General features: G+C 70.2%; 16 protein-coding genes. 8 read left to right on the top strand and 8 right to left on the bottom strand.

What is annotated here, in order from left to right; translation table 11 throughout:
- The first annotated feature begins 38 nt into the window (after positions 1–38).
- Positions 39–1148, top strand: coding sequence for a redox-regulated ATPase YchF (gene ychF, locus ACJ8AN_RS32575; RefSeq protein ID WP_407759440.1), 1110 nt, complete (start codon positions 39–41; stop codon positions 1146–1148).
- 92 nt (positions 1149–1240) lie between these two features.
- Here the strand turns inward: ychF and ACJ8AN_RS32570 are convergent, their stop codons facing one another.
- Positions 1241–1519 carry a hypothetical protein gene (locus tag ACJ8AN_RS32570; protein WP_407759439.1) on the bottom strand — a complete coding sequence of 93 codons (279 nt, stop codon included), beginning with the start codon at positions 1517–1519 and terminating at the stop codon, positions 1241–1243.
- A gap of 178 nt (positions 1520–1697) precedes the next feature.
- Positions 1698–2990, bottom strand: coding sequence for a citrate synthase family protein (locus tag ACJ8AN_RS32565; RefSeq protein WP_407759438.1), 1293 nt, complete (start codon positions 2988–2990; stop codon positions 1698–1700).
- Positions 2991–3064: 74 nt separating this feature from the next.
- On the opposite strand from ACJ8AN_RS32565, the gene ACJ8AN_RS32560 reads away from it, so the two are divergent.
- A complete protein-coding gene (locus ACJ8AN_RS32560) occupies positions 3065–3844 on the top strand; it encodes a class I SAM-dependent methyltransferase (protein WP_407759437.1) in 780 nt (259 codons plus the stop codon).
- 100 nt (positions 3845–3944) lie between these two features.
- Positions 3945–4445, top strand: a complete 501-nt coding sequence (locus ACJ8AN_RS32555; RefSeq protein WP_407759467.1) for a hypothetical protein — start codon at positions 3945–3947, stop codon at positions 4443–4445.
- A 6-nt stretch (positions 4446–4451) separates the two neighbouring features.
- On the opposite strand, the gene ACJ8AN_RS32550 is transcribed toward ACJ8AN_RS32555, so the two are convergent.
- A complete protein-coding gene (locus ACJ8AN_RS32550) occupies positions 4452–4979 on the bottom strand; it encodes a hypothetical protein (protein WP_407759436.1) in 528 nt (175 codons plus the stop codon).
- A 130-nt stretch (positions 4980–5109) separates the two neighbouring features.
- Here ACJ8AN_RS32550 and ACJ8AN_RS32545 point away from each other — a divergent pair, with 130 nt between their 5' ends.
- Complete coding sequence (locus ACJ8AN_RS32545) at positions 5110–5427, top strand: hypothetical protein (protein ID WP_407759435.1); 318 nt, start codon at positions 5110–5112, stop codon at positions 5425–5427.
- Here ACJ8AN_RS32545 and ACJ8AN_RS32540 read toward each other — a convergent pair whose 3' ends face one another.
- The gene (locus ACJ8AN_RS32540; protein ID WP_407759434.1) at positions 5428–6447 is read right to left on the bottom strand and encodes a Rieske 2Fe-2S domain-containing protein; all 1020 of its coding nucleotides are present in this window, start codon (positions 6445–6447) and stop codon (positions 5428–5430) included. It lies immediately after the preceding gene.
- Between the two features lie 136 nt (positions 6448–6583).
- Here ACJ8AN_RS32540 and ACJ8AN_RS32535 point away from each other — a divergent pair, with 136 nt between their 5' ends.
- Entirely contained in the window at positions 6584–7237 is a 654-nt protein-coding gene (locus tag ACJ8AN_RS32535; protein ID WP_407759433.1) for a TetR/AcrR family transcriptional regulator, read from the top strand.
- Here the strand turns inward: ACJ8AN_RS32535 and ACJ8AN_RS32530 are convergent.
- From ACJ8AN_RS32530 to ACJ8AN_RS32520, 3 genes are all read right to left on the bottom strand, one after another.
- The gene (locus ACJ8AN_RS32530; RefSeq protein WP_407759432.1) at positions 7234–8187 is read right to left on the bottom strand and encodes a type VI immunity family protein; all 954 of its coding nucleotides are present in this window, start codon (positions 8185–8187) and stop codon (positions 7234–7236) included. The two genes, ACJ8AN_RS32535 and ACJ8AN_RS32530, sit on opposite strands and share 4 nt — an antisense overlap.
- A gap of 110 nt (positions 8188–8297) precedes the next feature.
- Positions 8298–9077, bottom strand: coding sequence for a hypothetical protein (locus ACJ8AN_RS32525; protein ID WP_407759431.1), 780 nt, complete (start codon positions 9075–9077; stop codon positions 8298–8300).
- Between the two features lie 128 nt (positions 9078–9205).
- Complete coding sequence (locus ACJ8AN_RS32520; protein ID WP_407759430.1) at positions 9206–9715, bottom strand: hypothetical protein; 510 nt, start codon at positions 9713–9715, stop codon at positions 9206–9208.
- 330 nt (positions 9716–10045) lie between these two features.
- On the opposite strand from ACJ8AN_RS32520, the gene ACJ8AN_RS32515 reads away from it, so the two are divergent.
- From ACJ8AN_RS32515 to ACJ8AN_RS32505, 3 genes are all read left to right on the top strand, one after another.
- On the top strand, positions 10046–11170 hold the full coding sequence (locus ACJ8AN_RS32515; protein WP_407759466.1) for a metallophosphoesterase: 1125 nt from the start codon (positions 10046–10048) through the stop codon (positions 11168–11170).
- 82 nt (positions 11171–11252) lie between these two features.
- Complete coding sequence (locus ACJ8AN_RS32510; RefSeq protein WP_407759429.1) at positions 11253–11717, top strand: hypothetical protein; 465 nt, start codon at positions 11253–11255, stop codon at positions 11715–11717.
- Positions 11718–11863: 146 nt separating this feature from the next.
- Positions 11864–12382, top strand: a complete 519-nt coding sequence (locus ACJ8AN_RS32505; RefSeq protein WP_407759428.1) for a DUF2062 domain-containing protein — start codon at positions 11864–11866, stop codon at positions 12380–12382.
- A gap of 66 nt (positions 12383–12448) precedes the next feature.
- On the opposite strand, the gene ACJ8AN_RS32500 is transcribed toward ACJ8AN_RS32505, so the two are convergent.
- Positions 12449–12961, bottom strand: coding sequence for a hypothetical protein (locus tag ACJ8AN_RS32500; RefSeq protein ID WP_407759427.1), 513 nt, complete (start codon positions 12959–12961; stop codon positions 12449–12451).
- Positions 12962–13070 lie beyond the last annotated feature (109 nt).

The following is a 13070-nucleotide window of genomic DNA, read 5'->3' as shown; positions in this document are numbered from 1 at the left end:
GATTTCCGGGTCCACGTCTAGCTGTTCAGGAATCCAATATGGCGCTTTCCATCGGCATCGTCGGTCTGCCCAACGTGGGCAAGTCCACCCTGTTCAATGCACTCTCGGCGGCGGGGGCCCAGGCGGCCAACTACCCGTTCTGCACCATCGAACCGAACGTGGGCGTGGTGCCGGTGCCGGACGAGCGGCTGGACAAGCTGACGGCGCTGGTGAAGCCGCTCAAGAAGATCCCCACCTCGCTCGAGTTCGTGGACATCGCGGGCCTGGTGCGCGGCGCCTCCAAGGGCGAGGGACTGGGCAACCAGTTCCTGGGCAACATCCGGCAGGTGGACGCGGTGCTGCACGTGCTGCGCTGCTTCGTGGACGACAACGTCACCCACGTGGAGGGAGGCGTGGACCCGGTGCGGGACCGGGACGTGGTGGACACGGAGCTGTGCCTCAAGGATCTGGAGACGGTGGAGAAGCGCCGCGAGCGCACCCAGAAGAACACCAAGATGGGTGGCAAGGCGGGCGACGAGGCGAAGGCGGAGCTGGTGGTGCTGGACAAGGTGAAGGCGGGGCTGGACTCGGCCATCACCGTGCGCGCGCAGAAGCTGACGGCCGAGGAGCGGGCGGTGCTGCGCGAGCTCTTCCTGCTGACGGACAAGCCGGTGCTGTACGTGGCGAACATCAGCGAGAAGCAGATTGGCAAGGAGGACTCGGACCCGATGGTGCAGCGGGTGCGGGAGATGGCGGCGAAGGAGGGCGCGGGCGTGGTGGTGCTGGCGGCGGCGAAGGAGTCCGAGATCCAGCAGCTGCCCGAGGAGGAGCGTCCGGGCTTCCTGGAGAGCGCGGGCCTGTCGGAGCCGGGTCTGAACAAGGTGGTGCGCGAGGGCTACAAGCTGCTGGGCCTGCAGACGTACTTCACGGTGGGCGAGCAGGAGTGCCGGGCGTGGACGATCCACAAGGGTGACAAGGCGCCGCAGGCGGCGGGGGTCATCCACACGGACTTCGAGCGCGGCTTCATCAAGGCCGAGGTGATGAGGTGGGAAGACCTCATCAAGCTGGGGAGCGAGTCGGCGGTGAAGGAGAAGGGCCTGCTGCGAATCGAAGGCAAGGAGTACGTGGTGCAGGACGGCGACTGCATGCACTTCCGCTTCAACGTGTAGCCAGGGGCGAAGAAGCAGGCGAGAGGGTGTCACGAGGACCGAGCAAAAGGTCCCGGGCACCCTCTCCGCTTTGCGGGCCCAGGGGAGCGCGCCTACCTGGGTCCACGCAGGGCGGTGTAGAGCCACAGCGCGACGCCGAGCACGGCGACGAAGGTGGAGAGCACGGCGGCGCGGCGGGAGCGTCCGGTCTCATCGGGGTACTTCCGGGCGCGCAGCCACATGCCGCCGACGCGGACGGTGACGAAGAGCGCGAGCAGCACGGTGCCAATCCACAACCAACCTGGGGGGCGTGAGACGGCGACGGCCCAGGCGGCGATGAAGGCGACGTTGCCGAGCAGCAGCACGACCTGGAGGCGCACGTAGTGGCTCATGAGTGCTTCCGGTAAGGCGGGCGGGGAGCGGAGTCCAGCGCATTGTCATCCGCCGTGCGAGCGGTGGGCGTGCGCGCGTTGGCTGGGAAACCCCGAGGCGTAGCATGAGGGGGCCATGGCCCGGCCGGACGAACCGCGCTCGATGCGTGTAGAGCGGAGCCCAGCGTCAGGTTGATCATCACGTGGGTGGAGTGACGGGAGTGCCCACGTAGCGGGCCCTCGGGCGCAACACGTGTCCCTGCTCTCGCTGCTCCAGCACGTGCGCCACCCAGCCCGCCGAGCGCCCCACCGCGAACACCGCCGCCGCCGTGCCCGCTGGCAGTCCCAACGCCACGGCCAGCGCCACCAGCCCGATGTCCACCGTGGCCGCCGGGTGTCCCGCCTCGCGCATCGCCTCCTCCACCGCTCGCAACACCCGCACGCCCACCGGCTCCGGACGCAGCGCATACGCCGCCTCCAGCAGCGGCGGCGTGCGGGGGTCTCCCTCCGGGTACAGCGGGTGGCCGAAGCCCGGCACCGACTCGCCCCGGCGCAGCCGCTCGTGCACCACCGTGCGCGCCCGCTCCGGCCTGCCCACCTCCTGCAGCAGCGCCTCGATGCGATCGCACGCGCCCCCGTGCCTCGGCCCCGAGAGCGCCGCCAGCGCCGCGCTCACGCACGCGTACAGGTCCGCCCCCGAGGACGCCGTCACCCGTGCCGCGAAGGTGGACATGTTCAGCTCGTGATCCGCGCACAGCACCAGCGCCCGGTTCAACATCTCCGGCGCCCGCTTCGCCGTCGCTCCCCACGCCACCGCCAGCGAGGCCGCCACCGTCTCCTCCTTCAGCGCCCGAGCCACCCTCGCGGGCGCGTGCGCCGCGCATACCCAGGCCGCCAGGTGCCGCAGCAGGCGCCTCCCGCGTATCCGCTCCTGCTCCGCCGGGGCGGCGAAGCGCACCTCGTCCCAGGCCCCCAGCAGAGGCACCACCGCTTGCAACACCGTCACCGGCGGCGAGCGCTTCGGCAACAGCTCCGCCACCGCCGAGGGCTGAAGGGGCAGCTCCGGCGAGGGCCACCGCACCGGCTCCGCCGGCAGCGTCCCCGTCCAGAGCAGCTCCGCTACGTCCTCCAGGCTCCGCCCTTCCTCCGCGAGCCGCACTGCCGCATGGCCCCGGTACGCCAGTCCCTCCGTGCCCACCCTCGACACCGCGGAGTCGATGACGGGCTCGCCCCAGCGCAGCGCTCCGGCCGCCACCGCCGCGTGCCCCGCTCGCGCGTCGTGCCTCGTCTTCAACCGCTCGAGGTCCGCCTTCACATACCGGTTCTCCTTCGTCCCCTGCTCGGGCACGCACCGCACGAGGCCCCGGCTCACGTACGTGTACAGCGTCGCCCGCTTCACCCCCAGCAGCTCTGCCGCCTCCGCCGCCGACACCAACTCCTCATGTCGACTGTCGAATCGAGATTGAGCCCGGGGCTCCTTCTCCTTGACCATTCACGTGTCTCCCAGGGCGTATTGTCGACTCGACTCGATGGCGTGTCGAGATGAGACACGAGGAGCGGGCCACCATGCAGGTCGACTTCGGACGGACGGCGCAGGACTACGTGAAGCACCGGGCGGGCTTCCCGGAGCGCTTCTTCCAGCGGCTCTCTCGCGACGGGGTCCTCCGGCCGGGGCTGCGCGCCGTGGACCTGGGCACCGGCACGGGCACCGTGGCCCGGGGACTCGCCCGGCTCGGCTGCCAGGTCACCGCCCTGGACATCTCCGACTCCATGCTCGCGGGCGCACGGGAGCTCGCCACCGGGGAGGGGCTCTCCATCGACTTCCGGCGCGCTCCCGCCGAGAACACCGGGCTGCCCGAGGCCTCCGTGGACCTCGTCCTCGCGGGCCAGTGCTGGCACTGGTTCGATCGCCCCGCCGCTGCTCGCGAGGCCTTCCGGGTGCTCGTTCCCGGTGGCCGGCTCGTCATCGCCCACTTCGACTGGGTGCCGCTGCCCGGCAACATCATCGAGGCCACCGAGCAGCTCATCCACGAGTTCAACCCCGCTCCGGTGGGGCCCTACCTCCACTTCGGCCAGGGCTCCGGCGTCTACCCCGCCTGGTTCAAGGACGCCGCGGGCGCGGGCTTCGTCGACCTGGAGAGCTTCACCTTCGACGTCTCCGTCCCCTACACCCACGAGGCCTGGCGCGGCCGTGTCCGTGCCAGTGCCAAGATTGGCGCCTCGCTCCCGCCCGAGCAGATCGCCCGCTTCGATGCCGCGCTCGCCGCCCTGCTCGCCGAGCGCTTCCCCTCCAATCCCCTCGCCGTTCCCCACCGCGTCTTCGCCCTCCTCGCCACCCGGCCGTAGCGCCCTCTCGCGGCCTACCTGCCCCTGGCCTCGCAGGTGGGCTCCTGGGACGGCGAGGAGGGTTGAGCCTCGGGGAGACGCCGTGGCACCCTCGCGTCCCATGGCCTCCCTCCTCGACTCGCTCGAACGCTCACGCCTCCTCAAGGACCGTGAGGCGGCCCGGGAGCTGCTCAACCCCGCCGAGCCTCCCCACGTGGCCCTGCTGCGCCTGGGCGACGCGGGGCTGCTCGAGGGCGGCCTCACCGTGGCCTACGGCGTGCGGCCCGATGAGCTGGTGGGGCCCCTCACCCTGGCCATGGGCGGAGCGGCGCGGCGCTTCAAGGTCGTCGACGTGCGCGAGCGCCCCGTCCTGGAGCTCCACATCCTCGCGGGCGAGACGTCCGAGCGCTGGGAGGTGGAGGACCTCTGGGCGCTCGTGCACAACCTCAACGACCTCTACCGAGAGGTGGCGGACGTGCGCGCCGTCGCGGTGCTCGGCGAGTGGAACGACGCGCTCCAACTGCTGTGCGTGGACAAGCGCGCGTTGCCCAAGCTGCTGCGCGAGCACTTCTTCGAGCCCCGCAACCGCGACGCGCTGGAGCGCATGACGGAGAAGCGCTGAAGCGCCTCAGCGTCCCCGCCGCCGATTGAACTGCGCCAGGCTGAGCTGCTGGTTGAGCCGGGCGATCTCCTTGTGCGCGGCCTCGAGCTCCTTCGCCTTGCCGCCCTCGAAGAGCCCGCGCACCCAGCCCAACAACGAGGAGGTTCCGCCCCCGCCCTGCTTGCTGCTCAGCTTCTGGAGCCTGGCCTTGGACTTCTCCAGCGCCTGGGCCGTGGATTCCAATTCCTTGCGCAATTGATTCGCCTCGTCGCGAGTCCGGGCCGCCTCTCGCCGGGCCTCCTTCACGTCCGTCTCGAGCTGGGCTCGCTGTTCCTCGGCCTGCGGGCGCGCCGCGAGAAGCGAGGCATTCTCCGCTTCCAGCGCCGTCACCCGCCCGCGCAGCGTCTGAAGCTCTGCCTGTTCCTTCTCATCCAGGGGCCGCGGTGCGGCGGGCTCCGCTTTCTCGCGCGTGGCCAGCTCGGCCTCGAGGCGCCGCACCTTGGACTGGGTCGTCTCCAGCAGGTCTCTCAGCTCGCGCTCTTCCGTCTTCGCCACGGTACTCCCTCCGCATGGAGAGCATAGAACGAGCGAGGGCCCACCGCCCGGGCGGGCCGGCGAAGGGGATTTCGCGGAGGCTCGTTTCGCGGTTTGCTGGGGACTCCACCCTGTCTGTCAGGAGTCCCCCATGTCGCGTCTGTCGAAGCTGTTCGCCGCCGCCTGCTTCTCCCTGTCGCTCGCCGCTTGTGGCGGGAGCGAGCTCGCCGATGAGTCCACCCCTGCCCGGGACCTCACCAGCGTGGAGCAGGGCGTGGATCCCCTGCCGATGTGCCCCATGGGGGAGACGCTCGTCTACTGGGATGAGGCCTATGGGTACTGCGGTGGGTGCACCGTGTCGCGCCAGCCGGGGCAGCCCATGCGCCACTACGCGGCCTGCTCCGGGAACATCACCGGGACGAAGTCGATGATTGGCACCTACTGCAGCTCGGGGTGTGAGCTGCTCTAGTCAGCTCGCGAGCGGCGGGGCCTCGGGGGTGTCAGTGGAAGCGGTGGCCTCGCGTGGGCCGCGCTTCTTGCGCTCGAGGTACCAGCGCCGGAAGGCCAGCGTGGCCCGGTCCGTCGCCACGCTGCGCTCCTCGGACACGGGCGGCGCCTCGATGGGGTCGCTCGACTCCACCACCGCCTGGTCCTCGCGGAGGATGCGCTTGTTGTAGAGGTCCACCAGCCGCGCGAACGGCTGCAGCTTGAGGAAGTCGCGAGAGCTCACCAGCATCATCCGCGTGTGCGTCGCGTCCACCGGCACGCAGTACATGTACAGGCGCATGAGGCGGTGGGGGATGGGGATGTTCAGCTGCATGCCGTTGGGCCGCAGCCACTCCAGAGAGCCATCCGACGGCCGTCCGTCCATGCTCCACGAGGTGCGGAAGCCCGTGGGCGTGGGGTGCACCTCCAGCTCCAGCTGGGAGTCCGGCTTCATCCGCTTCCACATGGGGCCGCCGATGGTGCGCCGGTGCACGAAGGGCAGGTGCGGCGAGTCCAGCATGTTCTCCATGGCCCGCGTCCAGTGCGCGTTCCACGTCTCGGCGTAGTGCCACAGGTGGATGCCGGGCTGCTCCATGACGGGGGGCACCGCGGGCTCCTCCGGGGCCTCGGCGCCCGGACGCGTGTACACCCAGATGAGGCCGCCGCGCTCGCGCACCGGGAAGGCCGTGGCGGCGTAGCGCTGGCGCTTCTCCTCGGGCATGGGGTTGAGCGGGATGTGCGAGCACTCCCCGCCCGACGCGAAGCGCCACCCGTGGAAGGGACACTCCAGGCACCCGTCCGGGCTCACCTTCCCCAGCGACAGCTTCACACCCCGGTGCGGACACCGGTCGTGCAGCGCCGACACCCGGCCCGCGTTGTCCCGGAAGAGCACCACGCGCTCCGAGGCCAGCGTCAGCCCCAGCGGCGCCTTGCCCAACTCGCGAGACATCGCCACGGGCGTCCATACGTCCGCGAAGCCCTCGTTGGCGAAACCGTCCAGCATGAAATCCTCCCTCGGGTGCCGCTCTTGGATAGAATATTCATGGTGGTTTATTTAATTCAAGCCGAAGTGAGGGGAGGGCGAGGGTGGGCGTGGCAGCGAGGTGGATTTCCTACCCCATGCGGGTTATTCAAGCCCCATGGCCCGGGTGAAGGGGAGCCGCAACGCGGACTACGAGAAGGAGCGCGAGCGTCTGCTGGAGGCGGTGCGTGTGCGCCTGCTCGCACCGGACGGGGCGCAGACGAGCTTCCGGGAGCTGGCCGAGGTGGCGGGGGTGAGTGTGGCCACGCTGCGCCACTACTTCGGCTCGCGAGAGGCGCTGTTGGCGGAGGTGATGGCGGACATGCACCGGCGCGGCCTGCCGTACCTGCTCGCCGCGGCCATGGAGAGTCACGGCCCGGTGCGCGAGTCGCTCCAGTGGTTCCTCCAGTCCCTGCTCACCGGCTGGCGCATGGGCGTGGGGGCGGTGCACGCCTTCGGGCTCACCGCGAGCGTGGGCCACGAGACGCTCGGGCCGGTGTACGTGCAGGAGTTGCTGGAGCCCACGCTGCAGTCGGCGGAGGCGCGCCTGTCCCGCCACATCGCGGATGGGGAGCTTCGGCGCTGCGACGTGCGCCACGCCGCGCTGGAGCTGGTGTGCCCGGTGGTGCTCGGCCTGCTGCACCAGGTGCAGCTGTCGGGCGCGCGCTGCCGGCCGCTGGACGTGGAGCGCTTCCTGGCGGACCACCTGGACACGTTCCTGCGCGCCTACGCCGCGGCCCCGGAGAAGCCCGGCCGCAACGCCAGGGGTTAATCGAGGAACCGCCTCCACCAGCACTTCGCCTCATCCACGGTGAAGAGCAGGTGGGATTGGCGTGGGGGCCGGCCGGACCCGTCGGCCTTCACCAGGCGCAGTGGCTCGAGCCAGGGCTCCAGCACCCGTGCGAACTCGCGGTATGCGGGGAGGACCTGCGCGGCAGACAGGTCGCCCGCTTCGGGCTCCTCGCCGAGTGAGACGGCCACGCGTTCCGCGTCGAGCTCGTGCACCAGGGTCCGAGGGGACTGGAGGCGGGAGCGAAGGGCCGAGGCCCCACCGAGCTGGCCCAGCACGGGCTGCCCGAGGAAGTTGAGCCAGTGGATGCCATCGACTTGCGAGCCCATCCAGTGCGTGCGTAACCAGGCGGGGCGCAGGTCGATCCCCGGGTAGCACAGGAGCTCGGAGCGGAAGTCCTCGTCACTGTCCTCGTCAATGGAAGCCAGGGGCGAGTAGAGGTGGAGCGCGAAGCCAGCGTGGCCGGTGGCGAAGCGAAGCTGGGACGCCATCTCCATGGCGAGCTCGCGCACGCGCGTGGCACCGTGCTCCTCCAGGTACTCCGTGGGGAGCGTCGCGGTGAGATAGCTCACGTAATCCGGCGGGGGTGTGCGGGTGGGAATGCGGGCCCGGTACCAGAGCTCGTAGCCGTTGGTGCTGGGGAAGGCTCCGGTGAGGATGAGTTGAGCGGCGTAACCCATCTTCTCCAGGTCGCGGGCACTGCGCTCGTTGAGCTCTTCGATGAAGCGGTAAGGCCGCTCGGGCCGGAGGAGGAAGTGGATGGAGTTCCAGCGCTCCTCGCTCAATGCGGCGCCCTCGTCATCATTGATGTAGCAGTGGTTGATGGTCCTGGGTCCCTGACCCACCGCACGCAGGTAGCTCTCGACCGCACGGCTCACCCCAGAGGCGATCTCCAGGTGGTCGTACGGCAGGTAGAAGGCGATGCGGACCACGTCCCGTGCGAGAAGCTCCCGTGGAGCATGGTCGGGCGTTTCTCCCTTCCAGATCGCGAGAGGGACGGTGCGGCGTCCACGGTACCGGAGGCGAGGGGAGCGGGAAGTCATCAGTCGATGCCGAATTGGAAGAGCCCCGCCGGAGAGATGAGGGCAGCGGGGCATCGCCAGGTGAGTGCCTGATAAGCCTTCAATTGTGCCGTTACCCCCTTGGCATTGCGAGGATCCAGCTTGTGGGCGGATAAGCAGGGGAACTTGAGTTCGTAGACGCACTGTACGTTGGTGGCATTCCGGGTCCCATGGACCACGAAATCCGGGTGGAGGGTGTCGAGGCCCTGGTCCGTCAGCTCGACTCCATTCATCTCCGGGTCGGGTTTGTAGCGAGGCTCCACGGTGAAGTTCTCCCGGAGGTTCGGAGGCAGGCGCATCTTGAGACAGGCAAAGGCCTTGGCGTGCTTGAGCCTCCCGAGCTCCTGCGCGAGGGAGATCTCGTTCCCTTTATCGGTGAACTTGACCGTCTTCAGGCACTCCGCGTCGTTCGGGAACTTCCCGTTCTCGAACGGAAAGCCCCCCTCTTGCTGCTGGTAGGACGCGTTGACGTCGGCGTGGGCTTGCGCCACGCAGTCCTTGAGCGTGGCCTCGACGAGATTCAACTCCGCGCCGGTCAGCGCCCGCTCGAGGGTGTTGAGGCCCTGGATTGCCTCGGCGAACTCGAGGGCCTTGTCGAGGATCTGGCCGCCTCGGTTTGCCGTGGGCGCGAGAATCTCCCCGGTGCTCGCATTGGCCGGGGCGGCGCAAGCGGCGCCACACGATTGCTCAAACCGCGCGCGACCACCCGTGAGCGGCATGCCGGGTCCCGTGGCACAGGAGAGGCACAGGAGCGCGGCCACGGTCGCTCGATTTCAGCACAAGAGTCTTTGAAGAGAGCGCACCGCACACCGCCAGGCCATGTTGCGAAGTCAGTGCGGTGGATTACGCGGAGTCGTGCTCTCTCCGTCAAGGCAGGGGCACTCTCCGCTTAGGGCGTGCCGAGGAGGATGGCGAGCGTGGCCAGGGTCATCGCCTGCCCCTGTTGGGCGAGCGCGGGTGGAATCGCGAGCACCACGGGCCGCTCGGGCGGACCTCCGCATGAGCGCGAGCCCATGTACACCTCGTCCGGGGTGATTTTCAGGTCGTAGCTGCACGGGCCCACCGTGCCGGTGAGTTCTTCGTTGCTGAGGTTCAGTTCCGCGATGTGGCCGTAGAAGGTGCCGCGCGCCTGGGTGACGCCGTCCTTGTCCTCGAAGCTCAACCGGCTGAGCTCGCTGCCCAAGGTGCCGCCCAACTCCTTGCCGTTGAGGCCGAGGAACACCGCGCGCCCGAAGGCCCTGCCACGCAGCGTCTTGCCATCGCGAGACAGTTGCAGATCAGGGCCGGTGACGCTCTCCCCATTCACGCGCGCCGTGACGGCGGCGTTCGGAGTGCGCAGGTAGAGGTACTGGGAGTCACCCTGCGCGGATGCCGCTCCCAGGGCGAGCAGGGATGCCACCCCGAGTGCCCGGCCGACACGCTTTGTGTGTGAGAGCTTCATACCCGGAGAATAAGGACGCGGGAGTTTCCCGGTGGCATTCCCCCGTCTGGCTGCTCGTGGCCCAGGCGCCGGGGATGGCGCGCTCCGGCAGGACGGCACGGCGGGCGTCCGCCCGGTTGCCGGGCGAGCACGGCCCGGGACTGTTATGTCTTCGCGCCACACCCAGCCCGCCGGGGCATGCCGGCGAAGGAGTCAGCCGCGGTGTCCGACCCATCCACGAGCGCGCAGCCACAGCGGGGCGTCCGCCGGGGCGGGGTGGCCCTGGGGCTGCGACTGCGAGGCATCCTGATGCTGTTCACGATCGTGGGCATGGTGGCGGCGCTGCACGTCTACCTCGGGGTGCGGCTCGTGTCGGACCCGGCGTGGGCGCAGCCGTGGGCGGCGCTGGGCTGGACGGTGCTGGCGCTGGGCTTCGCGTCCATTCCGGCGGCCATGGCGTCCACGCGGATGCGGCACTCGTGGAAGGAGCAGGTGCTGCACTGGGGCGGCATGCTGTGGATGGGCGCCTTCGGGCTGCTGCTGACGGCCATGGTGGTGGCGGACGGGGTGGGGTGGGTGTGGCGGGTGGTGGGCCCGGCGCCCGAGGCGCTCGTGCTGGCGCGGGACAAGGCGCTGGCGGTGGTGGCCCTGGTGGTGCCGGCGATGTTGTTCGCCTTCCGCACGGCGAGGGCTCCGGCACGCGTGGAGCGGGTGACGGTACGGGTGAAGGGACTGGGCGCGGGGCTGTCGGGGATGAAGGTGGTGCAGATTTCAGACATCCACATCGGCCCCACGCTGGACCGGCGCTTCATGCAGCGGGTGGTGGAGCAGGTGAACGCGCTGAAGCCGGACGTGGTGGCGGTGACAGGGGACCTGGTGGACGGCAGTGTCACGCGGCTGCGCGACGAGGTGGCGCCGCTCTCGGGCCTGCGCGCGCCGCTGGGCGTCTACTACGTCACGGGCAACCATGAGTACTACCACGGGGGTGCTTCCTGGGCCGCCGAGGTGGCGCGGCTGGGGCTCACCGTGCTGCTCAACGCGCACCGGGTGGTGGAGCGTGGGGGCGCGCGCCTGACGGTGGCGGGCGTGACGGACCTCGAGGGCGGGAGGATGGACCCGTCACACGCGTGCCGGCCGGACGTGGCGCTCGCGGGGGCTCCGGAGGGCGTGCCGCGCCTGCTGCTCGCGCACCAGCCTCGCGCGGCGGTGCTCGCCCGGGACATGGGCGTGGACCTGCAGCTGTCCGGGCACACGCACGGCGGACAGCTGTTCCCCTTCATGGCCTTCGTGAAGCTGCAGCAGCCCGTCATCCAGGGACTGGCCACCATCGCCGGGGTGCGCGTCTACACCAACCGGGGCACCGGCTACTGGGGCCCGCCGTTGCGCCTGGGGCCCTCGCCTGAAATCACCGAGCTCACGTTGGTGAGCGCGTAGCGCGAGTGCTCGCGGAGTTCACTGCCCGTCGCTGCGGGGGCGATTCGTTGCCCGCGCCGCGGCCACGGCGTACCCTGGCTCCGTGCCTTCCGAGCCCCCTTCCCGACAGCCGCAGGGCGACGGACGCTCCCAGGGGCGGGCTCCGGCCGCGGCCCTGCGGGTCCTCTACGTGGGGGATGCCCCGGCGCCGCGAGACGCCGCCCGGCGCGAGCTGTCCCCGGGCTTCGAGCTGCTCCCCGCCAACACCTTCGCCCTGGCCCTGCCGCTGATGGAGCTGGAGCCGAGGCCTGCCGTCGTCGTCATCGACCTGGGGCTCGCGGATGCGAAGGGGGCGGCGGACTTCCTCGCCGCGCTCGTGGAGCGGGACTACCCGGGCCCGCGCATCCTCCTGTCCAGCCGCTTCCGTCCCGAGGAGGCCTCCACCCTGAGCCAGGCGAGCATCATCCACTTCGCGCTCGCCACGCCGTGGGGGCCCGGGGAGCTGCGCGCCTTCGTGGAGGCCGCGCTCGGCTTCCGTCCCTTTCCGGGAGCCATGCACGCCATCTGATGGATGGTGGCAGGCGGGCGACCGGGCCGCGCGACGACGTCCTGCGCGCGGGCGGGCTCCTCGTTATCCTGGCGCGGTTCCGGGGATTCTCGGCCTTCGAAGCGTGGTGCACCGTGTCGTCGTGGTGGAAGGTAGCCAAGAGGAAATTGCGTCGGGCCCACGTGGGATTGCTGCGGGGCTCGGGAGCTCCGGCGGAGATCGCCGGCGGCATGGCGCTCGGTCTGTTCATCGCCATGCTGCCCATCATGGGCCTGCAGCTGCCCCTGGCGCTCGTCATCGCCGAGGCGATGCGCCGGCTGACGCACTTCCAGCTGTCGCGCGTGGCCGCCGCCGCGGGCGTGTGGCTCAACAACCCCGTCACCGCCGCGCCCGTCTACGGCCTGTGCTACCTCATTGGCCGCCCCATCGCGCACCGCCTCCTGCCGGCCACCCCGCAGCAGACGGGGGCCCAGGCCGCCACCGGGTTCGACTTGAGCGCGCTCCTCACCAGTCCTGATGCGCTCGAGGCGATACTCGGCCTCGTCATTGGCGGCGTGCTGCTGGGCGTGCCCACCGCGTGGCTCGGCTACCGCATCACGTACGGCATGGTGTCGCGCCACCAGGCCCGCCGCGAGGAGCGCCGCTCCCGTCGGGCGCGCGGTCTGCGCATGGCCTCCGGGACCTGACGGCCGGCGCCCTTTCGCGAGGGCTCCGGCCGCCGGTCCGTTCTCGGGCCGTCCCGAGGCCCGCCGCTAGTCGCCGAACGAGTTGTACTTGCACCCCGAGTCGACGGGCGTCGAGCCCTGGCCCATGTCGTGCGGCACGCCGACGAGCACCGTGCCCTTGCACGTCTTGCCCTGGTTGTCCTTGGCCGTGAATGCGATGCAGTACACGCGCCCGTCACCCTGGCCGCTGCGCTCGGCCCGCAACTCCACCTGGTACTTGTGCCCCCCCACCTTCATGGCATCCGGGGTGGTGTGGCCGTCGCCTCCCGCATCCAGGGGCTCGTCCTGCTTCACCGACGTGATGGAGATGCTCTTCGCGCCGCTCAACGAGACGAGGTGGAACTTGTGGTTCGGTGGCCAGAGCAGGTTCGGGTTCGCCTTCACGTTCGGGCAGGCCTGATCGTGCAGGGCCGAAACGTCACCCGGCTGCTGCTGTGCGTCCTGCTGCTCGGGAGAATCCTCCTCCATGGGGCCACCGCATCCCGCCCATCCCAGCATCGCCACCACGGTGAAGAGCGCCGTCTTCCCAATCCCTCGCATGTCCCTACCCTCCTGTGCGCTGTGTCCCTTCCAGCGAGCCCGTGCCGGGTCCGCCTTGGAGTTGAAGTTGGGAAGCGCGCAGTCCCTTTGTCCATCCGGCGACAGGGTG

The sequence above is a fragment of the Archangium sp. genome (assembly GCF_045802675.1).
Classification (GTDB): Bacteria; Myxococcota; Myxococcia; order Myxococcales; family Myxococcaceae; genus Archangium.
The sequence above is the reverse complement of the archived record's forward strand: the minus strand, read 5'-3'. Positions and strand labels throughout refer to the sequence as shown.

Coding starts and splice junctions, on each gene's coding strand:
- ACJ8AN_RS32500 (WP_407759427.1), bottom strand. CDS start 12,961: ATGCGAGGGATTGGGAAGACGGCGCTCTTCACCGTGGTGGCGATGCTG.
- ACJ8AN_RS32535 (WP_407759433.1), top strand. CDS start 6,584: ATGGCCCGGGTGAAGGGGAGCCGCAACGCGGACTACGAGAAGGAGCGC.
- ACJ8AN_RS32560 (WP_407759437.1), top strand. CDS start 3,065: ATGCAGGTCGACTTCGGACGGACGGCGCAGGACTACGTGAAGCACCGG.
- ACJ8AN_RS32545 (WP_407759435.1), top strand. CDS start 5,110: ATGTCGCGTCTGTCGAAGCTGTTCGCCGCCGCCTGCTTCTCCCTGTCG.
- ACJ8AN_RS32555 (WP_407759467.1), top strand. CDS start 3,945: ATGGCCTCCCTCCTCGACTCGCTCGAACGCTCACGCCTCCTCAAGGAC.
- ACJ8AN_RS32540 (WP_407759434.1), bottom strand. CDS start 6,447: ATGCTGGACGGTTTCGCCAACGAGGGCTTCGCGGACGTATGGACGCCC.
- ACJ8AN_RS32570 (WP_407759439.1), bottom strand. CDS start 1,519: ATGAGCCACTACGTGCGCCTCCAGGTCGTGCTGCTGCTCGGCAACGTC.
- ychF (WP_407759440.1), top strand. CDS start 39: ATGGCGCTTTCCATCGGCATCGTCGGTCTGCCCAACGTGGGCAAGTCC.
- ACJ8AN_RS32565 (WP_407759438.1), bottom strand. CDS start 2,990: ATGGTCAAGGAGAAGGAGCCCCGGGCTCAATCTCGATTCGACAGTCGA.
- ACJ8AN_RS32515 (WP_407759466.1), top strand. CDS start 10,046: ATGCTGTTCACGATCGTGGGCATGGTGGCGGCGCTGCACGTCTACCTC.